Here is a 22850-nt window from a genome sequence, read left to right as displayed (position 1 = left end):
CATGACTATCAAGGTGGTAGCCGCAGTCACTCTTGACCCTTCGCGTCCCAAGGTTGTCGGTTGGTCGCCTGTTATCTTCGGCCGCTTTCAAGGCATTCCTTCCCTTCTCCAGCCGCTGCATGTCCGTCTCCGCGCCCTCGACCCTGGCCGACGCCGCCCTTCGCGGCGTCTTGATCGCATTGCTGCTCCTGCTGGCGTTGGTGCTGGGCCGCGACAGGCCCCGCCTGCCGGCCGCGCGTGCAGGCGCGGCACTGGCGCTCGGTCTTGCGGTGCAGGTGGTCGGCTCCACCCCGATGTTCGAGGCGCTCGTGCCCAGGCCCTGGCAGGCGCCGCTGGTTGCGGTCTCTGTCGGCAATGCGGTGCTGTTCTGGGTGTTCGTGCAGGCGCTATTCGACGACGATTTCACGCTGCGGCCAATGCACGTGGCCGCCTGGGCGGGGGTCGCCGCGCTGGCCGCGTTCAACTGCGCAGCCGTGCCCGAAGCCGCTTCGGCGACCGCCGCCGTCACGCTGGGTCTGCAGCGCGCTGTGCCATTGGTGTTCGCGATACTTGCCGCGTTGGCGGCGGCTTCTTGCTGGCGCGGCGACCTGGTGGAGAAGCGGCGCAGGCTGCGCGTGTTCATCTTGGTGACCGGCATCGGCTACAGCCTTGCAATGCTCGGAGTGAGGCTGGCGTCGCCGCATGGCCAGTTGTCAAGTGTATGGGCCGCGGCGGACGTCGCGATGTTGCTGCTGATCGTGGCGGTCGTGACGGCGCGGATGGTGCGCCTGGGAGCTTCGGAACTGTTCCCGCCAGTACTTGCCGGGGCAGCTCCGGCCAGGCCGCCCGCCGTACTTCCTGCCGCATTTCCTGCAGCGGTCGAGCCCGCCGCTGCGCCCTCCTCAAGCGGAGCCAGGCTCGAAGCCGCGTCCGATCCCGCAGACGACCGGCTGGTGGAATCGCTTCAGCGCGCGATGGCGGTCGACCGTGCCTACCGCAGCGAAGACCTGAGCATCGCCAGCCTGGCCGCGCGGTTGGCCGTTCCCGAGTACCGCCTGCGGCGGGCTATCAACCAGCGGCTCGGGCATCGCAACTTCAGCGCCTTCGTCAATGGCTTTCGGCTTGCCGAGGCAATGGCCGCACTGGCCGATCCGGACAAGCGCGATCTGCCCGTTCTCACCATCGCGCTCACCGCGGGTTTTCAGTCGATCGGACCGTTCAACCGCACATTCAAGACGGCGACTGGCCTCACGCCAACTGAATTCCGCAAGCAAAAGCTGGCCGATTCCTGAAAACGGGCAGCCGAAAGCCGCGCTTGCGGTTTTCGGCAAGACGCAGCAAGCGCGCCGCGGCATCGTTCCGGCCGCCAAAGGCATGGGCCTTTGACGACCACAAGGAGTTCGATTCAATGCAACGTGTGTTTTTCTTGCTGCCGGCTTGGGGGCTGGCGCTGTTGGCCGGATTGGCGCATGGCGCCATGGGGCTTTCGGAGATTCCCGGCGCCGCGGGCGATGGGCCCGTCACTGTGTTCTACCCCTCCAGCAGCGAGGCCCTGCCGGTGCGGCATGGCCGCCTCACGCTGGACGTGGCCGAGCAAGGCACTCCGGTTCGCGGCAACGGCCGGCTGATCGTCGTTTCGCACGGGTCTGGCGGTGCCCCGTGGGTTCATGCAGACCTCGTCCGGGGCTTGGTGGAGGCGGGCTTCGTCGTGGCCATGCCCGAGCACAGGGCCGACAACTACAAGGACGTCCGCAATCCCGGGCCCGACAGTTGGGCCATGCGCCCAGGCGAGGTTTCGCGCGCTATCGACTCGATCGCGCGCGATGCACGCCTTGCGCCGCTGCTCGAACTGGACAAGGTCGGGATGTACGGCATATCGGCCGGTGGCCACACCGCGCTGAGCCTGGCAGGCGGGCGCTGGTCGCCGGCGGCTTTCACGCGGCATTGCGAGGCCGACCTCGAAGGCGATTTCCAGGCCTGCGTCGGCCTGATCACACGGCTGACAGGAAGCTGGCTCGACCACATCAGGAAGTGGGGCGCGCTGTTCGTGATCCGCCGGCGCTTCAGCGACGCGGTGCCGCATGAGCACCACGACCCGCGCATCGCCGCCGTGGTGGCAGGTGTTCCTTTTTCGGCGGACTTCGACCTGGCCACGCTCGCCACGCCACGTGTACCGCTGGGCCTGATCACCGCGCGGCAGGACCGCTGGCTGGTTCCGCGCTATCACAGCGACCGGGTGCTCGCCGCATGTCTGCCGCGCTGCCAACTGATTGCCGACCTGCCCACAGGCGGACATGGCTCGCTCCTCTCGCCGCTGCCGCCGGGGCTCACGGGATTGCTCGGCGACATGCTCAACGATCCGCCGGGGTTCGACCGCGCCACCGCGCTGCCCGAGGTGAACCGCAAGACAATCATCTTCTTCAGCACGCACCTGCTGCTTTGATTGGCCGTGTCGAGCTCCGGGGGCTAACGCGCGAGCCCCCGTTTCCGCCGACGGAGGCGTCCCACGCAAGTGAGCGACTGCTTCGTACACGGCGACATATCTCGCTGTGGTCACGGTAGCGACCGAACTGGCCCAAAGCCGGTTCTGGTCATCCGACCATTCAATCGAAAGGAAAAGTTACCTATGAAGCAGCAACAACAACACAAGTCCATCGTCGTCGGCGCCTTGCTCGCAAGCCTGCTCGCACTGAGCGGCTTTGCACAGGCGCAAGGCGTCGGAGTCGGTGTAGGCGTGAATGCCGATGTCAACACGTCGGGCGCGGTCAAGACCGCACCGGCCCAGGGCAGCGCAGGTGCAGGGGCGGGAACGGCCGCAACAGCGGGCACCTCTGCCAGCGGCAATCCCGGCGGTGGCACCGGCGGCGCAGCGGGCGGCCTGGGCAATACCCTCGGAGGCGCGGTCGGCGGTGCAACGGGTGCCGTGGGTAACGCAACGAATACGGTAGGCGGTGCCACGGGCGCCGTGGGCGGCGCAACCAATGCAGCCGGCGGGGTGACCAACACGGTAGGCGGCACGCTGAACAGCGCGACAGGTGCAGTGGGTTCGGCCGGCGGTGCCGTGAAGCCTCCAGCCGTGGGCGCGAAAGCCAGCGGCAAGGCCAAGGGCTCGGGTGCGGTCGACGTAACGAAGTAAACCGTTTCGTGCCCAAAGGCCGCTAGTGGCCAGGAAGCCCGCAGCGCCCAGGCGTTGCGGGCTTTTTTTCACGGTGCGTCAGCCTGTCGCTTCAAGCCTGAAAAGGCTGGTGACCTCCACATCGAGCACCATCAATTCGCGTTGGTTGAAGAGCCGCCAGCGCCAGCGCATGATGCCCAGCGTGGGCCGCTTCTCCGAGCGCCGCACCTCGATGACGTCGGCCACGAGCCGCAAGGCGTCGCCGGGCCGCACGGGATGGGGCCAGCGCACATGCTCGAGCCCCGGCGACGCGAACGACTCGGAGCCCGCGAGCGCGGCATCGACCACCAGCCGCATCGCGATGGAGCAGGTGTGCCATCCGCTCGCGATGAGCCCGCCAAACGCGCTGCCGGCCGCGGCCTCTGCGTCGGTATGAAACGACTGCGGGTCGTACGCTTGCGCAAACCCGACCAACTCCGCCTCGGAAACAACGTAAGGCCCGGCCTCGATGACCTGCCCCGTGTGAAAGTCGGCGAACTTCATCCGCCGCAGCTTAATACGTCTCCAGGTGCAGCCGACCTTCGCGCTTCAGTGCGGCACCCACGGTGTCCCAGTCCAGGCCCGCTTCCTTCGCCACGTCGCGCAATGCGAGCACCACGCCCTCTTCCATGCTCTTGAGGCCGCACACGTAGAAGTGGCTTGCGCCGTCCTTCAGCAGCGCGGCCAGGTCGGCGGCGCGCTCGCGCATCAGGTCTTGCACATAGCGCTTGGGCTGGCCCGGCGTGCGCGAGAACGCAAGGTTGATGTCGATGAAGTCCTTCGGCAGCGACTGCAGCGGGCCGAAGTACGGCAGCTCCTGCTGGGTGCGCGCGCCGAAGAACAGCATGAGCTTGCCGCCTTCGAACTTGCCGCTCTTGCGCAGGCGCCGGCGCCACTCGGTCATGGCACGCATCGGTGCGCTGCCGGTGCCGGTGCAGATCATCACGATGTGCGACTTGGGATGGTTCGGCATGAGGAACGAGGCGCCGAAGGGCCCCACCACCTGCACCGTGTCGCCCACCTTCAGGTCGCACACATAGTTGGAGCACACGCCGCGTACGGGGTCGCCCTGGTGGTCTTCGGTCACGCGCTTCACGGTGAGCGACACGTTGTTGTAGCCAGGCCGCTCGCCGTTGCGCGGGCTGGCCACCGAGTACTGGCGCGCATGGTGGCGTTTGCCGATGGCGTCCACACCCGGCGGAATGATGCCGATCGACTGGCCCTCGAGCACCGGGAACGGCACCACGCCGAAGTCGAGCACGATGTGATGCGTCTCGCTGTCGAAGCCCGCCTCGGTGCAGTTGAAGTTGCCGACCACCGTCGCCGTCGTCGGGGACTTCGGCGGAAAGAGATTGGTGTAGGCGTGCGCGGCGGACCACGGCGGCACGGTGGCGCCGTACTGGGCCGAATTGAAGACGGGCTCGACGGGCTCGGCAGCGGCCTGTGCTTGCGTCGGCACGGGTGTGGGTGCCGCCCCGGCTTCATCGCCTGTATCGGCGGCAACGCCCGCGGCTTCGAGCTCTTCGGGCGAGAGCTCTGCCGGCAGCGATTCCCAGGTGAACTGCTCTTCGATCGAATACGCGCGCACCACCGGCATGGTGCGCCAGTTGTCGATCGAACCCGTCGGGCACGGCGAGATGCAGGCCATGCAGCCATTGCAGATGTCGGCGCGAACGACATAGTTGTTGTCGTCGTGCGTGATCGCGTTGACGGGGCAGGTGGCCTCGCAGGTGTTGCAGCGGATGCAGATCTCGGGGTCGATCAGGTGCTGCTTGATGACCCCGGCTTCAACGGCCATGTCCATGTTGTTCTCCTAGAGCCCTCCCCTTCCGGGGGAGGGTTGGGTGGGGGCAAGCGGCGCTTGTCGTGGTCACGCTGCTTGCCCCCATCCCTGCCCTCCCCCAGAGGGGGAAGGAGCAATACCGATTACCCGAAACGCACGTACTCGAAATCCACCGGCTGGCGGTTGATACCCATCACCGGCGGCGAAATCCAGCCGGCGAACTTGCCCGGCTCCACCACGCGGCCCATCAACGATGCCACGAAAGCAAAGTCTTCGGCGCTCGGCAGCCATTCGTTCTTCCTGGCGGCCCATTCGACCTCGTTCACCACGCGGCCTTCGGGCGACATCTTGATGCCGGCGAGTGCGCCGATCTGGCGGTTGAAGGCCTTGTGCGGCACCACCAGGCGGGTGGGAATGCCGGCCTTCTCGAGCACCTTGTTCCAGCGGCCGACACCGGCCACCGAGTCCTTGATGAAGTCGTCGCGCAGCACTTCGTTCAGCGCGTTGAGCATCGGCACGTCCTTCTCGACGAGCTGGCCGTCTTTCACCTCGAGCACCTTGTAGGTCTGGCCCTTGAGCACGTGGTCGTCGGTGCGCTTGCCTTCTTCGTAGCGGCCCTTCAGGCCCGAGCTGTAGAAGATGGCGGCGTTGCTCGACTGGTCGGCACCGAACAGGTCGATGGTCACGCTGTAGTGGAAGTTCAGGTAGCGCTGGATGGTGCCCAGGTCGATGGCACCGGCCGCGCGCACCTTCTGCGCATCGTCGGTCTTCAGCTCGTTCATGACCTGCGCGGTGCGCGCCAGGACGCGCGACACGCCGCTTTCGCCCACGAACATGTGGTGCGCTTCTTCGGTGAGCATGAACTTGGTGGTGCGCGCCAGCGGATCGAACGCGCTTTCGGCCAACGCCGAGAGCTGGAACTTGCCGTCGCGGTCGGTGAAGTAGGTGAACATGAAGAACGCGAGCCAATCTGGCGTGCGCTCGTTGAAGGCACCCAGGATGCGCGGGTTGTTCTCGTCGCCCGAGGTGCGCTGCAGCAGCGCCTCGGCTTCCTCGCGGCCGTCGCGGCCGAAGTGCTTGTGCAGCAGGTACACCATGGCCCACAGGTGGCGGCCCTCTTCCACGTTGATCTGGAACAGGTTGCGCAGGTCGTACATGCTCGGCGCCGTCAGGCCCAGGTGGCGCTGCTGCTCGACCGATGCGGGCTCGGTGTCGCCCTGCGTCACGATGATGCGGCGCAGGTTGGCACGGTGTTCGCCCGGCACGTCCTGCCAGGCCTTCTCGCCCTTGTGGTCGCCGAAGTGGATCTCGCGGTTGGCGTCGCCCGGGTTCAGGAAAATGCCCCAGCGGTAGTCGCGCATCTTCACGTGGCCGAACTGCGCCCAGCCCTGCGGATCGACGCTCACCGCCGTGCGCAGGTACACCTCGTGGTTGGTCGAACCCTCGGGGCCCACGTCGTCCCACCAGTTGATGAAGTTGGGCTGCCAGCCTTCGAGCGCGCGCTGCAGCGTGCGGTCTTCGCCGAGGTTGACGTTGTTGGGGATCTTCTCGCTGTAGTTGATCGTGCTCATGGCGAAACCTTTATCGATGGGTTGCTGGAGAGATGTCTGTGCGGGGAACGCCGCGGAACCGGCTTTGCCGGGCCGCTGGCGTTGCCCCCTGGAAGGGGGTTGGCGAAGCGACACGAAGTGCGCGAAGACTGGGGGTCATACACGATTGAGGTCGAAGCCGGCTTTCTCGCCGGTGCCATAGACCTTGAGCGCGCCCTTTTCGCCGACGGCGTTGGGGCGGTTGAAGATCCAGTTCTGCCAGGCGGTGAGCCGGCCGAAGATGCGGGTGGCCATGTTCTCCTTGCTGGCAAAGCGCAGGTTGGCTTCCAGGCCGGTGAGCGCGTCGGGCGACATGGCGGCGCGCTCTTCGACGGCAATGCGGATCTCATCGTCCCAGTCGATGTCGTCGGGCGCGGCGGTCACCAGGCCGAGCTTCAGCGCTTCGTCCGCGTCGAGCGGCTTGCCGGCGGCGGAGCGTGCTGCGTCGAGCGGCGCGGCTTCTTCATAGAAACGGCGCTCCAGGCGGCTCTGGTCGTTCACCATCGGATAGAAGCCGAAGTTGAATTCGTTGAGCACGAGCTTCGGTGCGCGCTCGGCGTCGTCGGGCAGCGCCAGCATGTAGCTGCGGTCGGCGGCAAAAGCGAGCTCGGCCAGCGTGCCGGCAAAGCACGAGCCGGCCGCGACCAGCGCGAACAGGCTGCGCGACGACACGTCCAGGCGCGCCAGCGTGCGGCGCAGTGCGCCGATGGTTTCGCGCACCAGCCAATGGTCCTTGTGCGCGAGCATCATGGCGTCCGATGCGAGCACGGCCTCTGCATCGCCTTCGGTCTTGAGCAGCCAGGTGCCGATGTCGAGCTCATTGGTGCGCAGGTGAAGAATGGCGTCGTCCAGCTCGCGGCACACGGCCAGCGGCCACCATGCGGCGCCTGCGGCCTCGATGTCTGCAACGCCGGCCGGCTGCGCGCCGGTGGGCGCCTTGACAGTGATGGTGGCCGTGCGCTTGCTGCGGTCGATCTGGATCTCGACATTCGAATAGCGCAGGCTGTCGGCGGTTTCCTCGCGCTCCAGGCGGGTCAGCGCCACGCCCTTGCCGCCCGCGGGGCGATCGCTGCCGGCGGCAAGCTGCGCGGCGCGGTCTTGCACGGCAGCTGCGAACTGCGCGGGCTTGGCGACCGCGTCGACCAGGCGCCAGTCGACGGCGCGCTGGCCGCGCACGCCTTCGACGCTGGTGCAGAAGATGTCGGCGAGGTCATGGCGCACGTGGCGCTTGTCGGTCACGCGGGTGAGGCCGCCAGTGCCGGGCAACACGCCGAGCAGCGGCACTTCGGGCAGCGACACGGCCGAGGAGCGATCGTCCACCAGCAGGATTTCGTCGCAGGCCAGCGCCAGCTCGTAGCCGCCGCCGGCGCAGGCGCCGTTCACGGCCGCGATGAACTTCAGGCCCGAATGCTTCGACGAGTCTTCGATGCCGTTGCGCGTCTCGTTGGTGAACTTGCAGAAGTTCACCTTCCAGGCGTGGCTCGAGACGCCCAGCATGAAGATGTTGGCGCCCGAACAGAAGATGCGGTCCTTGCCGCTGGTGACGATCACGCTGCGCACTTCAGGGTGCTCGAAGCGCACGCGGTTGAGCGCGTCGTTCAGCTCGATGTCCACGCCCAGGTCGTAGCTGTTGAGCTTGAGCTTGTAGCCGGGGCGAATACCGCCGTCTTCCGCGATGTCGAGCACCAGGCGCGCCACCGCGCCGTCGAAGCTGAGCTTCCAGTGCTTGTATTGGGTGGGCTCGATGCGGTAGTCGACGCGCGGAGGCGCCTGAAGGGTCGTGGTCTCGGTCATACGGAAGTCTCCTGTGGGGGCCAGATGCAAACCGGAAGAATAGTGCATCTTCTGGTTCCGATGACATGCATCATGCTGCATGCGAACAGGCAAGTCAATGCCTGAATCGCTTTTTTTCAAACTTCAGTTCAGGCGCCGATGCCCATGGCCTGGCGGGCGACGCCGCGCAAGGCCTGGAAGCTCTGCGCCAGGCTCCGGCCGCTGGTGTCCACCGAGAGATCGGCCTTCGAATAGAAGGCGGCGCGCCCGTTCAGGATGCGCCGCAGGTCTTCCATCGCCTCCTTGCTGGCGGCCATGGGACGGGTGTCGCCCTGCGCGGCCACGCGGCCCATGTGCTCTTCGGGCGCGGCCTGCAGCCACACGGTGGTGCAGTGCGCGAGCAGTTCGTTGAAGGTGGCGGGGTCGGACACGATGCCGCCCGGCGTGGCAATGACCACTTCGCTGTAGATCTGGATCGTTTCCTCGAGCGCGCGGCGTTCGTAGCGGCGGTAGGCGTTGGTGCCATACAGGTCGTGGATCTCGCGCACGCTGCAGCCCGCAAGCTTCTCGATCTCGCGGCTCAGTTCCACGAAGGGCAGCTCCAGGTCGTCGGCCAGCATTTGCCCGAGCGTGGACTTGCCTGCACCGCGCAGGCCCACCAGCGCAATGCGGCGGTGCCGGGCCGGATCGACCGAGGCCGTGCCCAGCAGCTCGCCCAGCGCCAGGCGCACGCGGCGCAGGTCGGTTTCGCTGCGGTTCTCGAGCAGTTCTCGAATCAGCAGCCATTCGGGCGAACTGGTGGTCACGTCGCCGACGAGCTCGGCCAGCGAGCAATGCAGCGCACCAGCCACCTGCTGCAGCACCAGGATCGATGCGTTGCCGATGCCGTATTCAAGATTGGCCAGGTGCCGCTCCGACACGCCGGCCGAAATGGCCACCGCCTTGCGCGTGAGGCCGCGCTGCGCTCGCAGGTTGCGCACGCGATCGCCCAATGCCGCCAGCAATGGGTTCCTGGCCTCCCCGGCCGATGCGGCGGCGGCGTTGCCGACGTGATTGCCGTCGTGCGCGGTGGACAGCACCGCGTCTACATGCTCGTTCATGCAAGTCCTCGTTCTTGGCCGGGATTGTGCGCGCTCAGGGTAAACACCATATATGCACTATATTGCTTGACACCTATTGACTCGGTGCTTATCGTTCGACCACAAGCAAGATACTGCACACGCAACGATCCTGCAATGTAGTTCATAAGTTCGCTGTGGCGCCCCCCTGCCAGCCAGCCTCCAAAAAGGAAGCCCGCCAATGTCCAGCAAGGAAGCATTTCACCAGTTGATTGCCGGCCTGACCGCCGAAATTGCCGGCCGGCCTCTCGACGAACAACTCGACCACTGGCTGAACGCCACGCACGGCGTGGGCACCGCCACTTTCGAGCAACTTCGCCAGGCCTGCATCGGCGGCGTGGCCGAAGGCTGGATGTGCGAGCGCGAGGGCGGCGGCATCCGCTACGGCCGCGTGTTCAAGGCCGAAGACGCACTGCACCGTTTCTCCGTCGACGTGGTCGACATGCAGGACATCGCGGGGCCGCACCACACGCATCCCAATGGCGAGATCGACCTGATCATGCCGCTCGAAAGCAGTGCCGGCGCCACCTTCGACGGCCGGCCCGCGGGCTGGTGCGTCTACGGCCCCGGCACCGCGCACCGCCCGACCGTGGCGCAAGGCCGCGCGCTCGTTCTCTATCTCTTGCCCGAAGGGCAGATCAAGTTCACCCAATGACCGAGCTCCTTTCCAACTATGTCGCAGGCCGCTGGCAAAGCGGTTCGGGCGCCGGCACGCCTCTTTTCGACCCGGTGCTGGGCACCGAGCTCGTGCGCGTCGACGCCACCGGGCTCGACCTGCCCGCGGCCTTTGCCTTTGCACGCGAACAGGGCGGCGGCGCACTGCGCGCCCTCACCTACCGCCAGCGCGCGGGGCTGCTTGCTGCCATCGTGAAGGTGCTGCAGGCCCATCGCGACACCTATTACGAGATTGCGACGGCCAACTCCGGCACAGTGAAGAACGACTCGGCCGTCGACATCGACGGCGCGATCTTCACGCTGGGCCAGTACGCCAAGTGGGGCGATACGCTCGGCGACGTGCGCGCGCTGCGCGACGGCGATGCGGCGAAGCTCGGCAAGGAGCCGGTGTTCATGTCGCAGCACCTGCAGGTGCCGACGCATGGGGTGGCGCTCTTCATCAATGCGTTCAACTTTCCGTCGTGGGGCCTGTGGGAAAAGGCGGCGCCGGCGCTGCTCTCGGGCGTGCCCGTGATCGTGAAGCCCGCCACGGCCACCGCCTGGCTCACGCAGCGCATGGTGCGCGACGTGGTCGATGCCGGCGTGCTGCCCGCGGGTGCGCTCTCCGTCATCTGCGGCAGCTCGGCCGGCCTGATGGACGCGCTGCAGCCCTTCGATGTGGCTTCGTTCACCGGCTCGGCCAAAACCGCGGCGGTCATCCGCTCGCACCCGGCCGTTACCGAGCGCGCGGTGCGCGTCAACATCGAGGCCGACAGCCTGAACAGCGCCCTGCTGCTGCCCGGCGACGCGCCCGGCAGCGAGGCCTTCAACCTGCTCGTGCGCGAAGTGGTGCGCGAGATGACGGTGAAGTCCGGCCAGAAATGCACCGCCATCCGCCGCATCCTGGTGCCGGCCGAGGTGTACGAAGCCACCGCTGAAGCCATCGGCGCCAAGCTCAAGAACGTGACGGTGGGCAATCCGCGCAACGAGAGCGTGCGCATGGGTTCGCTCGTGAGCCGCGCGCAGCTGAATGCGGTGAGCGAGGGACTGGAAGCGCTCTCGGCACAGACCACGGTGCTGCATGACGGCCGCAACACCCCGCTGATCGATGCCGAGCCTTCGGTCGCCGCCTGCATCGGCCCGGTGCTGCTGGGCGCGCGCGATGCCGATGCGGCGCAGCGCGTGCACGACGTGGAAGTGTTCGGCCCCGTGGCCACGCTGCTGCCCTACCGCGACCTTGCGCACGGCATTGCGCTGGCGCACCGCGGCCAGGGCTCGCTGGTGACGTCGCTCTACGGCAGCGACGACGCCGCACTGGCGCAGGCCGCGGTTGCCGTTGCGCCGAGCCACGGACGCGTGCACGTGATCACGCCCGAGGTGGCGCAGGCCCACACCGGCCATGGCAACGTGATGCCGATGTCGCTGCACGGCGGCCCGGGCCGCGCGGGTGGCGGCGCCGAGCTCGGCGGATTGCGCGCGCTGGATTTCTATCACCGCCGCAGCGCGGTGCAAGCGAGCCCCGGCGTGCTCGCGCAACTCGGCCTCTAGCCCTTTAGAACCGAGAAGAAAAGAACACGGCCCCAGGAGACACGCATGACAAGCCCGCCCGCACGATTCAACTTTGCCGAACACCTGTTCGCCCTCAACCGCGGCCGCGCCGAACGCATCGCCTACATCGACGACCGCGGCACGCTGAGCTACGGCCAGCTCGAAGAACGCGCGCGCCGCCTGGCCGCCGCGCTGAAGGCCGCTGGCGTGCGGCGCGAGGAACGCGTGCTGTTGCTCATGCTCGACAGCAGCGACTGGCCCGTGGGTTTTCTGGGTTGCCTCTATGCCGGCGTGGTGCCCGTTGCGGTCAACACCCTGCTCACGCCAGACGACTACGCCTACATGCTCGACCACAGCCGCGCGCAGGCCGCGCTGGTGTCGGGTGCGCTGTTGCCGGGCCTGCAGGAGGCGATGGGCCGCGGCACGCATGAAGTGCACACGCTGATCGTCTCGCAACCGACGGGCGCGCTGCCTGGAGGCGCGCTAGAGTTCGACAACCTGATCGCCGCTGCCGAGCCGATGGCATCCGCCGCGGCCACGGCTTCCGACGACCCCGGCTTCTGGCTGTATTCATCCGGCTCCACCGGCAAGCCCAAGGGCACGGTCCACACGCATGCCAACCTGTGGTGGACGGCCGAGCTCTACGGCAAACCGGTGCTCGGGCTCACCGAGAACGACGTGTGCTTCTCGGCCGCGAAGATGTACTTTGCGTATGGCCTCGGCAATGCGCTGACCTTTCCGTTGTCGGTCGGCGCGACCGTGGTGCTGATGGCCGAGCGCCCCACGCCAGATGCCACCTTCCGCCGCTGGACCGAACACAAGCCGACCGTCTTTTTCGGCGCGCCCACGGGCTTTGCCGGCATGCTCGCCTCTTCGAAGCTGCCGGCGCGCGAGCAGGTGGCGCTGCGCATGTGCTCTTCCGCCGGCGAGGCACTGCCTGGCGAGATCGCACAGCGCTTCAAGGCGCATTTCGGCTGCGAGATCATCGACGGCATCGGCTCCACCGAGATGCTGCACATCTTCATCTCCAACCGTCCCGGCGACGTGCGCTACGGCACCACGGGCCGGCCGGTGGAAGGCTACGAGGTGGAGCTGCGCGGCGAAGACGGCCGCCCGGTGCCCGACGGCGAAGTGGGCGACCTCTACATCCGCGGGCCGAGCGCGGCGCTCATGTACTGGTGCAACCGCGAGAAGTCGCGCGAAACCTTCCAGGGCGGCTGGACCAAGAGCGGCGACAAGTACACGCGCGATGCCGACGGCTACTACACCTATGCCGGCCGCAGCGACGACATGCTGAAGGTCAGCGGCATCTATGTGTCGCCCTTCGAAGTGGAAGCCACGCTGATGCAGCACCCGGCCGTGCTCGAGGCCGCGGTGATCGGCAAGGAAGATGCGGACGGGCTGACCAAGACCAAGGCCTTTGTCGTGCTGAAGGAAGGACAGTCGGTCACGGACGAGGAACTGAAGGCGTTCGTGAAGGAGCGGCTCGCGCCGTACAAGTACCCGCGGTTTCTTGAATTTGTGCAGGAACTGCCGAAAACGGCGACGGGAAAGATCCAGAGGTTCAGGTTGCGTGAGCGGGAGAGGCAGGCATGAGCAGGGACATGAGGTTCCCGCGTTGTCCCCTCTCCCTCTGGGAGAGGGCTAGGGTGAGGGCGTCGGCCGTCGCAAGCGCACTGCTTTCCCCAGCGCCGCTGGCCCTCACCCCCGCCCTCTCCCGGAGGGAGAGGGGGCAACAGCCAGGGGCAAGGCCGTGAGCACCCCCGACTTCGCCACCATCAACTGGCGCAACCGCCCCATCCGCATCGAATGCCAATGGATCGCCCCCCAGCGCACCGATGCCCCGCTCATCGTCTTCCTCCATGAAGGCCTCGGCTCCGTCGCCATGTGGAAGGACTTTCCCGCCCAGGTCTGCAAAGCCGCCAATGCCCGCGGCCTGGTGTTCTCGCGCCCCGGCTACGGCCGCTCCACGCCGCGCGAAGAAAACGAGATCTGGGACGTCGACTTCATGCACCGCCAGGCGCATGAGGTGCTGCCCGCCCTCTTCGCCGCACTGAAGCTCGGCGATGATGAAAAGCCCTGGCTCTTCGGCCACAGCGACGGCGGCTCGATCAGTCTGCTGTATGCCTCGCGCTTTCCCGACAAGGTGCAGGGCCTCGTGGTCCTGGCGCCGCACATCTTCGTGGAAGACGTGACTGTCGCGAACATCGAGCAGGCCCGCACCGCGTACCTTTCCACCGACCTGCCTAAGAAGCTCGGCCGCTATCACGACAGCGCCGATTCGGCCTTTTGGGGCTGGAACCGCATCTGGCTGCACCCGCCGTTCCGCGAATGGAACATCGAGGCCGAGCTCGACGCCATCCGCTGCCCGATGCTGGCCATCCAGGGTATCGACGACGAGTACGGCACGCTCGCGCAGATCCGCGGCATCGCGGCGCGCGTCAGTGGATGCGAGCTGCTCGAAATCCCTGAATGCGGGCATTCCCCGCATCGCGATCAGCCGGATCGTGTCATCGTCGCGACCACTTCTTTCATTACCAAAAACAGGAGACAAACACCATGACCATCCGCACAGCACGCCTCGCGCTCACCGCGATCGCATTCGCCGCACTGGCATCCGCCGCCGGCGCCCAGGGCACCGGCAAACTCAAGGTCGGCCTGATGCTGCCCTACAGCGGCACCTATACCGCGCTCGGCGTGGCCATTGAAAACGGCTTCAAGCTCTATGTCGACGAACAAGGCGGCAAGCTCGCGGGCCGCGAAATCGAGTTCTTCAAGGTCGACGACGAGTCCGATCCGGCCAAGGCGACCGACAACGTCAACAAGCTGATCAAGCGCGACAACGTCGACGTGATCGTGGGCACCGTGCATTCGGGCGTGGCCATGGCCATGGCCAAGGCCGCCAAGGAAAGCGGCACCGTGCTCATCGTGCCCAACGCCGGCGCCGACGCCGTCACCGGCCCGATGTGCGCGCCCAACATCTTCCGCAGCTCGTTCAGCAACTGGCAGCCGGCCTACGCCATGGGCGAAGTGGCGGCCAAGCAGCAGGGCAAGAAGAAGGTCATGACCATCACCTGGAAGTACGCGGCCGGCGAAGAGTCGGTCAACGGCTTCAAGGAAGGCTTCGAGAAGGCCGGCGGCAAGGTCGACAAGCAGCTCACGCTGCCGTTCCCCAACGTCGAGTTCCAGGCCCTGCTGACCGAGATTGCAGCGGCCAAGCCCGACGCGGTGTATGCCTTCTTCGCGGGCGGCGGTGCGGTGAAGTTCGTCAAGGACTACCAGGCCGCCGGCCTCAACAAGACGATTCCGCTCTACGGCCCGGGCTTCCTGACCGACGGCACGCTCGACGCGCAGGGCGAATCCGCACAAGGCATGCTGACCACGCTGCACTACGCGGACGGCCTGAACACGGCGCGCGACAACGCGTTCCGCGTGGCCTATGCCAAGTCGTTCAAGCTGCAGCCCGACGTGTATGCCGTGCAGGGTTACGACGCGGCGCAGATGCTGGGCGTGGGCCTGGCCGCCACCAAGGGCGACATAGGCAAGAAGGCCGAATTCACCGCCGCCATCGAGAAGGCCAAGATCGACAGCCCGCGCGGTGCGTTCACGATGAGCAAGTCGCACAACCCGGTGCAGGACATCTACCTGCGCAAGGTGGAGGGCAAGGAGAACCGGCTGGTGAGCATCGCGATCAAGGGCCTGACGGACCCTGCCCGCGGCTGTCGCATGTGACCCACCCCCGTCCCTCGCTCACTTCGTGTAGCTCGACTCCCCCCTCGAGGGGGCGACACCGGCGGCCCGGCGAAGCCGGTTCCGCGGTGTCCCCCGAACATCGCGGGCGCTGCGCGCCTCGCTCTTTCTCTGAGCCCTCTACCGGGATGATCTAACGTGGATTTCGGCACCTTTCTTGTCCAGTGCCTGAACTCGGTTCAGTACGGACTCCTGCTCTTCCTGGTGGCCTCGGGGCTCACGCTGATCTTCGGGATCATGGGCGTGATCAACCTGGCTCACGGCAGCTTCTACATGATCGGCGCGTACATGGCCTTTGCGCTCGCGCCGCTGTTCGGCGACCAGTTTCTGCTGATGCTGGTGGCCGGCGTGGTGCTGGCGGCCATCTTCGGCTACCTGCTCGAATGGGCCTTCTTCAGCTACCTTTACCAGCGCGACCACTTGCAGCAGGTGCTCATGACCTACGGGCTGATCCTGGTGTTCGAGGAGCTGCGCTCCATTCTGGTGGGCAACGACGTGCACGGGGTCAAGGTGCCGGCATGGCTGGACGGCAGCTTTGCGCTCGGCAATGTCATGAGCTACCCGTGGTACCGGCTCTTCGCCTCGGCCGCATGCATCGTGCTGGCGGTGGCGCTGTACTGGGTGGTCAACCGCACGCGGCTGGGCATGATGATCCGTGCCGGCGCAAGCAACCGCGACATGGTGCGCGGCCTGGGCATCGACGTGAAACGGCTCTACCGCATCGTGTTTGCGGCGGGCGTGGCGCTTGCGGCGCTGGCCGGCATGATCGCGGCGCCGATGTCGTCGGTGTATCCGAACATGGGCGCGAGCGTGCTCATCATCTGCTTCGTGCTGGTGGTGATCGGCGGTATCGGCTCGATCACCGGCGCGCTGCTGGCGTCACTGCTGGTGGGCTTTGTCGACACCTTCGGCAAGGTGTTCTTCGCGGACCTTGCCGGCATCGGCATCTACCTGCTGATGGCCATCGTGCTGATATGGAAGCCTGAAGGGCTGATGGGGAGGCGGCCATGACGCAAGCGCACACCTCCATGCGGCGCGGCGCGTTTCTCGTGCCGGTGATCTGCGCCATTGCCATCGGCGTGCTGGGCCCGCTCATGGGCAACTACGTCTCTGACTTCGTCGTCAAGGTGATGATCCTGTCGATCTTCGCGCTGAGCCTCGAGCTGCTGGTCGGCATGACCGGCCTCGTGAGCCTGGGCCACGCGGCGTTCTACGGCATCGGGGCGTACGTCACGGTGCTGGCCTCGGGCAACGAGGGCGGCAACCTCGCGTTGCTGCTGCCCGGGGCCATGGGTGCTGCTGCGCTCTATGCATTGTTCGTGGGCGCGCTGAGCCTGCGCACGCGCGGCGTGTACTTCATCATGGTGACGCTGGCCTTCGCGCAGATGGCGTTCTTCGTGTTCCACGACACCAAGGTCGGCGGCGGCAGCGATGGCATCTACATGTATGTGCGCCCTGCCATCGGCAAACTCGACATGGAAAACCGCATGGTGCTGTTCTATGTGGTGCTCGCATCGCTGGTGTTCACCTACGGCCTCCTGGCGCTGGTGCGCCGCTCGCGCTTCGGCGCGGCGCTGGCGGGCATTCGGGTGAACGAGCAGCGCATGCGCGCAGCGGGTTTTCCGGTGTACGGCTACAAGCTCGCGGCCTTCGTGCTGGCGGGTGCGCTAGCCGGGCTGGCGGGCTTTCTGCTGGCCTCGCGTGACGGCGTGGTCAACCCCGAGCTGATGGCGTGGCATAACTCGGGCGAGGTGCTGCTGATGGTGATCCTGGGCGGCCTGGGGCATTTGCGCGGCGCGGTCATCGGCGCCGTTGCGTTCACGCTGCTGAAGGAGATCTTCTCCACGCATGCGGTGATGGGGCCGCTCGCGGACCATTGGCAGCTGACGCTGGGGATCGCGATCATCGTGTTCGTTGCGCTGTTGCCGAAGGGGCTGATCGGCCTTGCGAAGCGGCTGTCGCCGAAGGGGGCTGCATGAGCCACCTCCGCCTTCCGTCGTTCTCCCTCCCCTTCCGGGGGAGGGCCGGGGTGGGGGCACGCGGCGCCACCATCGGGCGCTCTGGCTGCCCCCATCCCAACCTTCCCCCGGAAGGGGAAGGAGCTAAATCATGAACGCCACCGCTCTCCTTTCCGTTCAAGGCCTCACCCGCCGCTTCGGCGGCCTCACCGCCGTCAACGCCGTCACCCTCGACCTGCACGTCGGCGAAGTGCATGCGGTCATCGGCACCAACGGCGCTGGCAAGTCGACGCTCATCAACATGCTCTCGGGCGAGATCGAGGCCTCCGAAGGCCGCATCGCGCTCGACGGCGCCGACGTCACGCAACGCGCGCAGTGGCGCCGCGCACGCGCCGGCGTGGGCCGCAGCTACCAGCGCACGACCATCTTCCCGGAGTTCAGCGTGCACGAGAACTGCCGGCTCGCGGCGCAGGCGGCCACGGCCCGGCCGTGGACCGTGTGGCAGTCGTCGCAGCGCTGCGCGGCCAGCAATGCGGCGGCCGATGCGGCGCTGGACGCGGCAGGCCTTGCGAACGAAGCCCAGCGCATTGCCGGCACGCTGAGCCACGGCGCGCAGCGGCAGCTCGAAGTGGCGATGTGCCTTGCCACCGAGCCCCGCGTGCTGCTGCTCGACGAGCCGCTGGCGGGCATGGGCGCCGAGGAAACCGACCGCATGCTCACCCTGCTCACGCGGCTGAAGGCCACGCACGCCATCCTGCTGGTGGAGCACGACATGGATGCGGTGTTCCGCATTGCCGACCGCATCACGGTGATGGTGAACGGCACGGTCATCGCCACCGGCGACCCGGCCTCGATTCGAGAAAACCCCGAAGTGCGCACCGCCTATCTCGGAGAGGACCACTGATGCTCGTCGTCCGCGATCTCAACACCTACTACGGCAACAGCCACATCCTGCGCGGCGTGCATGCCGGCATACCGGCTGCCACGTCGGTGGGCCTGCTCGGGCGCAACGGCATGGGCAAGACCACGCTCATCCGCAGCATGATGGGCTACGTGCGGCCGGCGTCGGGCGAAGTGCAGGTCGATGGCCGCACCGTCACCGGCTGGCCGCCCGAAAAAATGGCGCGCCTGGGCATCGGCTACGTGCCCGAAGGCCGCGGCATCTTTCCAAACCTTTCGGTGCGCGAAAACCTCGTGATGAGCGAGCGCGCGGGCATCGACGGCCGCCGCGCCTGGACCTTCGACCGCGTGATGGCCACGTTTCCGCGGCTGGCCGAACGGCTCTCGCATGGCGGCCAGCAGCTCTCGGGCGGCGAGCAGCAGATGCTTTCCATCGGCCGCGCGCTCATGACCAACCCGCGCCTGCTGATCCTCGACGAGGCCACCGAAGGTCTCGCGCCGTTGATCGTCGCGGAGATCTGGCGCGTGATCGGCGAGATCCGCGCAACCGGCATCGCCACGCTGATCGTGGACCGCGACTACCGCAAGGTGCTTGCGCACACCGACCTTGCGGTGGTCATGGAAAAGGGCCAGATCGTGCGGCACGGGGCTTCGGCCGATTTGCTGGCGGAGCCGAAGGCGCTCGAGGAACTGCTGGGCGTGTAGAGCGGAATGTAGAAGGAGCGCACGGCGATGGCACGCGAGATCAGCCTCCTCGACCTTTCGGGCAAGCCCGTGCGGTTCGACGGCAGGATGCTGATGAACGCGGCCGCCACGCCATGGCAGGGCTTTGCGCTGGAAGTGCGCGCCATGCACGGCGACGGCGAAAACCCGGCCTGCTACAACCCCCATCCGCTGCTCGCCTTCTGCATGCGCGGCCAAGTGAAGTCCGCAATGACTACGGGGCGCCGCACCAGCCACGTCGAGAGCCGGCCCGGCAGCGTTTGCATCTTCGACCAGGGCTACGAGGTCGACCGCGTGACATGGTCCGGCCAGTGCGACGAAGTGATTGCACTGGAGATCCGCCCCGAAACCCTGCGCAGCCTGATGCCCGAGAGCAATGGCGAGCTGCACCTGCAGACGCATCTCTCGACCACAGATGCCACGCTGACCTCGCTTGCCATTGCCATGCGCGACGAAGTGGAGCGCGGCTGCACATCGGGCCGCATGCACGCGCAGGGCCTGTCCATGGCATTGGTGAGCTATCTGCAAAGCCGCTACGGGGGCGCGCGCAACGCAAAGCGCGCGCCGGGGCGGCTTTCGCAGGCGGACCTGCGCAAGGTGTACGACTGGGTGATGCAGCACCTGGGCGAAGACTTCGGCATCGACGAACTCGCGGCCGAGCTGAACATGAGCGCGGTGCACTTCACGCGCCTCTTCAGGTCCAGCACCGGCTCGACGCCGTACCGCTATGTGATGGAGCAGCGCGTGCGCCACGCGCTCACGCTGCTGGAGGGCCGGTTGTCGCTGGCCGAGATCGCGCACACGGTCGGCTTCTCGAGCCAGGCGCATTTCACGCAGGTGTTCAAGCAGCTGGTGGGCACCACGCCCGCGCGCGCACGGCTCGGGTAAGTCCCGGTGCGAGGTGAATGGATCCCGCAAGCGATGATCGCTTGTCGATAGACCGGGACGCAGGCGAAAGGCAAATTCGATCTCCACACCACAGGAGACAAGAAGATGCCCCGAACGACCCTGCGCCCCGGACAAAACACGCGAACCCCTCCACGCGCTGCGCCGGCGCTGACTGCGCTGTGCATGGGCATTTGCGCCGCCGCGGCGCTCACGGCCTGCGGCGGCAGCGACTCCTCTGGGCCCTCGCTGCCTTTCATTCCCACATCGCCGCCGCCCGCCGGCCCGACGACGCCCACCGCGCTGGCCTGCGACGAAAGCCTGAAGACCGCCTTCAAGCCCGATGCGAACACCACCGTCACCGTGGTGAAGCAGTTCAAGCAGGGCGACGATCTGAACCTGGATGGCAAGGCCTCGGGCACCGTGGCGGCCAGCGACGTTTGCATGGTCAAGCTCAACGTCGGCCCGGGCCATGCGGGGCCGGCCGATGCGCCGTCCACCTCGTCCGGCATCGGCATCGAGGTGTGGCTGCCGGCCACGGCCAAATGGAACAACCGCCTGCGCGTGCTCGGCGGTGGCGGCTTCGTGGGCGATGCGGGCATCAGCTCAAAAACGCAGATAGGCGGCGCCGGCGCAGCCGCCATTGCGACGGGTGAAGGCTCTGTGAGCGCCGTGACCGACGCGGGGCATGCATCGAAATTGCCCATCGGCGCGGTGGACGGCTCGTTCGCAATGAACCCCAACGGCACCATCAACACCACGCTCTGGACGGACTTCGCGAGCCGCGGTATCCACGAGATGGCGGTGAAGACCAAGGCGCTTGCGGCCGGCTTCTACCAGCGCGACGCAAAGTACGCCTATTGGGATGGCTGCTCCACCGGCGGCCGCCAAGGCCACATGCAGGCGCAGGTGAACCCCGACGATTTCGACGGCATCCTGGCGGGCAACAGCGCGATCAACTGGACCACCTTCATCACCGCCGAGCTCTATCCGCAGATCGTGATGCAGCGCGACCTGGGCGGCACGCCGCTCACGCCAGATCAGATGACGTTGGTGTCGTCCGCCGCGGTGAGTGCCTGCGACAGCACGCTGACCGGCCAGCACGAAGGCTTCATCAGCGACCCCGCCGCCTGCAAGTACGACCCCACGCAGGACACCGCCGTGCTGTGCACCGGCAGCGGCGGCAGCAATGCCACCGCCGCCTGCCTGACGACCGTGCAGGCGCAGGCCGTCAACAAGATCTGGTACGGCCAGACGCGCGACGGCAGCGCACCGGTGCCCGCAAGCGACGTGGGCTATGGCGCCACGCTGGCCTCGGGCCAGCTCTGGTACGGCCTCGCGCGCGGCACCGCGCTCAACAGCCCCGGTATGCCGGGGTTCTCGCTCGCGGATTCCACGGGCGGCGTGCCCAACCCGTTTCCGATTGCAGCGCACCAGGTGGCGCTGAATCTGCAAGACCCGACGATTGCGACGCCCGATTTCATCAACGCAACCGGCAATGGCGCGAACAACTGGAAGGCGCTGTCGTATACGCAACTGGCCAACGCCAGCGACCGCGGCGAGGCACTGCAAACCGCCTTCGCGAACATCAATGCCGACAACCCCGACCTGGCCAGGTTCCGCGACCGCGGCGCCAAGCTGCTGACGTACCACGGGCTCGCCGATCAGCTGATTCCGAACTCGGGCACGGCCAACTACTACGAGCGCGCGGCCAAGGCCATGGGCGGCATCGATGAGACGCAGAAGTTCTACCGCTACCTCGAGATCCCCGCGATGGGCCACTGCGCGGGCGTGGGCTCGGTCAACGGCCTGGCCGGCGTGAGCCCCGCGGCCAACCCGCCGCTGCCGGCACCGAACCAGCTGTTTGCCGCGTTGACCGATTGGGTCGAGAAAGGCGTGGCGCCCGACAACCTGGTGCTGCAGAACGCCGACCAATCGCTCGCTCGGCCACTGTGCACTTATCCGAAGAAGCTTGCGTATCTTGGCGGCGACGTGAAGGCGGCGACCAGCTTCGCCTGCCGCTGAGCCTTCAGCCCGGCCGCTGCGCCATCAGGAAATCGATGAACACTCGCATGCGCAGCGGCACGTGGCGCCCGTCCGGATACAGCAGCGTGTAGGGGCGCGAGCGGCCCGCAAAGGGCTTGAGCACTTCGACGAGCGTGCCGTCGGCCAGCTCTTTTTCCACCACGAAGCGATAGGTCTGGAACAGCCCGGCGTCGCTCCTGGCCAGGGTGACGCCGCCGAGCACGTCATCGGAGCAGCTGTAGGCGCTGTCCGCGAAAACCTCGCGGTCCTTGCCGTTCTCCTTGAAGAGCCACGAGATGCGGCGGCCGCTGCTCGGCAGCTCGAACTGGATGCACTCGTGCGCGGCAAGATCGTCCAGCGTGCGCGGTGTGCCGGCCTTCTTCAGGTACTTTCGGGTGGCGACCACCACCAGGCCGGCATCTTCCAGGTGCCGTGCGATCAGCGTGGAATCGGGTTGGGCGCGCACGCGCACGGCCATGTCGTAGCCCTCTTCCACGAAGTCGATGTTGCGGTTGCTCAGGTGCACGTGCAGCCGGATGTCGGGAAAGCGTTCGCGGAACGCCGGCAGCAGCGGCAGGATGCGGTGGTGGCCGTAGGTGGTAGGGACGCTGATGCGCAGCGTGCCTGAAGGCTGCGCCTGGTGGCCCATCACCTCGCGCTCGGCATCGGCAAGCTGCGCCAGCGCCTGCTGGCACTGCGCGAAGTAGGTGCGGCCCGCATCGGTGAGCCGCACGCTGCGCGTGGTGCGCACGAACAGTCGCAGGCCCAGCCGCTTTTCGAGCCGCGAGATCGAGCGGCTTACGGCCGCCGGCGTTACACCGGCCGCAAGCGCCGCCGAAGTGAAGCCGCCCGTCTCTGCCGCAAGGCAGAAGAGTTCGATGCTGCCCAGGAGGATGTCGCCGAACTGCCGTTGCATGGATTGATTACCCCGCGTATCAAGTGAAGTGCGAGTCTAGTGATTTATCTATTGCGGTGTCATCAATACAGTTCTCCTCACGTCATCAACCTGTT

Annotated in this window: 20 protein-coding genes; 14 read left to right on the top strand and 6 right to left on the bottom strand. The window is 66.8% G+C overall.

Annotated features, from left to right (window positions below; genetic code table 11):
* The first annotated feature begins 32 nt into the window (after positions 1–32).
* The 3 genes from GOQ09_RS00515 (at position 33) to GOQ09_RS00505 (ending at position 3115) form a co-directional block, all read left to right on the top strand.
* Positions 33–1271 carry an AraC family transcriptional regulator gene (locus GOQ09_RS00515; protein ID WP_242630945.1) on the top strand — a complete coding sequence of 413 codons (1239 nt, stop codon included), beginning with the start codon at positions 33–35 and terminating at the stop codon, positions 1269–1271.
* 116 nt (positions 1272–1387) lie between these two features.
* Positions 1388–2422, top strand: coding sequence for an alpha/beta hydrolase family protein (locus GOQ09_RS00510; protein WP_157611211.1), 1035 nt, complete (start codon positions 1388–1390; stop codon positions 2420–2422).
* 183 nt (positions 2423–2605) lie between these two features.
* Positions 2606–3115, top strand: coding sequence for an adhesin (locus tag GOQ09_RS00505; RefSeq protein ID WP_157611210.1), 510 nt, complete (start codon positions 2606–2608; stop codon positions 3113–3115).
* Between the two features lie 78 nt (positions 3116–3193).
* On the opposite strand, the gene GOQ09_RS00500 is transcribed toward GOQ09_RS00505, so the two are convergent.
* From GOQ09_RS00500 to GOQ09_RS00480, 5 genes are all read right to left on the bottom strand, one after another.
* Positions 3194–3637 carry a MaoC family dehydratase gene (locus tag GOQ09_RS00500; RefSeq protein ID WP_157611209.1) on the bottom strand — a complete coding sequence of 148 codons (444 nt, stop codon included), beginning with the start codon at positions 3635–3637 and terminating at the stop codon, positions 3194–3196.
* Positions 3638–3647: 10 nt separating this feature from the next.
* The gene (gene boxA, locus GOQ09_RS00495; protein WP_157611208.1) at positions 3648–4937 is read right to left on the bottom strand and encodes a benzoyl-CoA 2,3-epoxidase subunit BoxA; all 1290 of its coding nucleotides are present in this window, start codon (positions 4935–4937) and stop codon (positions 3648–3650) included.
* 122 nt (positions 4938–5059) lie between these two features.
* Complete coding sequence (gene boxB / locus GOQ09_RS00490; RefSeq protein WP_157611207.1) at positions 5060–6487, bottom strand: benzoyl-CoA 2,3-epoxidase subunit BoxB; 1428 nt, start codon at positions 6485–6487, stop codon at positions 5060–5062.
* Positions 6488–6622: 135 nt separating this feature from the next.
* Entirely contained in the window at positions 6623–8299 is a 1677-nt protein-coding gene (boxC, locus tag GOQ09_RS00485) for a 2,3-epoxybenzoyl-CoA dihydrolase (RefSeq protein WP_157611206.1), read from the bottom strand.
* A gap of 128 nt (positions 8300–8427) precedes the next feature.
* Entirely contained in the window at positions 8428–9378 is a 951-nt protein-coding gene (locus GOQ09_RS00480; RefSeq protein ID WP_157611205.1) for a helix-turn-helix transcriptional regulator, read from the bottom strand.
* A 199-nt stretch (positions 9379–9577) separates the two neighbouring features.
* Here GOQ09_RS00480 and GOQ09_RS00475 point away from each other — a divergent pair, with 199 nt between their 5' ends.
* The 11 genes from GOQ09_RS00475 to GOQ09_RS00425 all read left to right on the top strand — a co-directional run bounded on the left by GOQ09_RS00475 (position 9578) and on the right by GOQ09_RS00425 (position 21839).
* On the top strand, positions 9578–10051 hold the full coding sequence (locus GOQ09_RS00475; RefSeq protein ID WP_157611204.1) for a DUF4863 family protein: 474 nt from the start codon (positions 9578–9580) through the stop codon (positions 10049–10051).
* Entirely contained in the window at positions 10048–11598 is a 1551-nt protein-coding gene (locus GOQ09_RS00470; protein WP_157611203.1) for a 3,4-dehydroadipyl-CoA semialdehyde dehydrogenase, read from the top strand. The genes GOQ09_RS00475 and GOQ09_RS00470 overlap by 4 nt, the downstream gene beginning before the upstream one ends.
* Before the next feature lie 45 nt (positions 11599–11643).
* Positions 11644–13194, top strand: coding sequence for a benzoate-CoA ligase family protein (locus tag GOQ09_RS00465; RefSeq protein ID WP_157611202.1), 1551 nt, complete (start codon positions 11644–11646; stop codon positions 13192–13194).
* Positions 13195–13351: 157 nt separating this feature from the next.
* The gene (locus GOQ09_RS00460; protein WP_157611201.1) at positions 13352–14161 is read left to right on the top strand and encodes an alpha/beta fold hydrolase; all 810 of its coding nucleotides are present in this window, start codon (positions 13352–13354) and stop codon (positions 14159–14161) included.
* Positions 14158–15330 carry an ABC transporter substrate-binding protein gene (locus GOQ09_RS00455; RefSeq protein WP_157611200.1) on the top strand — a complete coding sequence of 391 codons (1173 nt, stop codon included), beginning with the start codon at positions 14158–14160 and terminating at the stop codon, positions 15328–15330. The genes GOQ09_RS00460 and GOQ09_RS00455 overlap by 4 nt, the downstream gene beginning before the upstream one ends.
* Before the next feature lie 156 nt (positions 15331–15486).
* On the top strand, positions 15487–16359 hold the full coding sequence (locus GOQ09_RS00450) for a branched-chain amino acid ABC transporter permease (protein ID WP_157611199.1): 873 nt from the start codon (positions 15487–15489) through the stop codon (positions 16357–16359).
* Complete coding sequence (locus tag GOQ09_RS00445; protein ID WP_157611198.1) at positions 16356–17327, top strand: branched-chain amino acid ABC transporter permease; 972 nt, start codon at positions 16356–16358, stop codon at positions 17325–17327. Before GOQ09_RS00450 ends, GOQ09_RS00445 begins: the two co-directional genes overlap by 4 nt.
* Positions 17328–17457: 130 nt before the next feature.
* The gene (locus tag GOQ09_RS00440) at positions 17458–18210 is read left to right on the top strand and encodes an ABC transporter ATP-binding protein (protein WP_157611197.1); all 753 of its coding nucleotides are present in this window, start codon (positions 17458–17460) and stop codon (positions 18208–18210) included.
* On the top strand, positions 18210–18911 hold the full coding sequence (locus GOQ09_RS00435) for an ABC transporter ATP-binding protein (RefSeq protein ID WP_126746614.1): 702 nt from the start codon (positions 18210–18212) through the stop codon (positions 18909–18911). The genes GOQ09_RS00440 and GOQ09_RS00435 overlap by 1 nt, the downstream gene beginning before the upstream one ends.
* 27 nt (positions 18912–18938) lie before the next feature.
* Positions 18939–19817 carry a helix-turn-helix domain-containing protein gene (locus GOQ09_RS00430; protein ID WP_157611196.1) on the top strand — a complete coding sequence of 293 codons (879 nt, stop codon included), beginning with the start codon at positions 18939–18941 and terminating at the stop codon, positions 19815–19817.
* 105 nt (positions 19818–19922) lie between these two features.
* Entirely contained in the window at positions 19923–21839 is a 1917-nt protein-coding gene (locus GOQ09_RS00425) for a tannase/feruloyl esterase family alpha/beta hydrolase (RefSeq protein ID WP_157611195.1), read from the top strand.
* Between the two features lie 4 nt (positions 21840–21843).
* Here the strand turns inward: GOQ09_RS00425 and GOQ09_RS00420 are convergent, their stop codons facing one another.
* Positions 21844–22755 carry a LysR family transcriptional regulator gene (locus tag GOQ09_RS00420; protein WP_157611194.1) on the bottom strand — a complete coding sequence of 304 codons (912 nt, stop codon included), beginning with the start codon at positions 22753–22755 and terminating at the stop codon, positions 21844–21846.
* Positions 22756–22850 lie beyond the last annotated feature (95 nt).

It is taken from the genome of Variovorax paradoxus (assembly GCF_009755665.1).
In the GTDB taxonomy this organism is placed as follows: Bacteria; Pseudomonadota; Gammaproteobacteria; order Burkholderiales; family Burkholderiaceae_C; genus Variovorax; species Variovorax paradoxus_G.
Note: the sequence above shows the minus strand (reverse complement) of the source record. Positions and strands in the feature narration are given on the sequence as shown.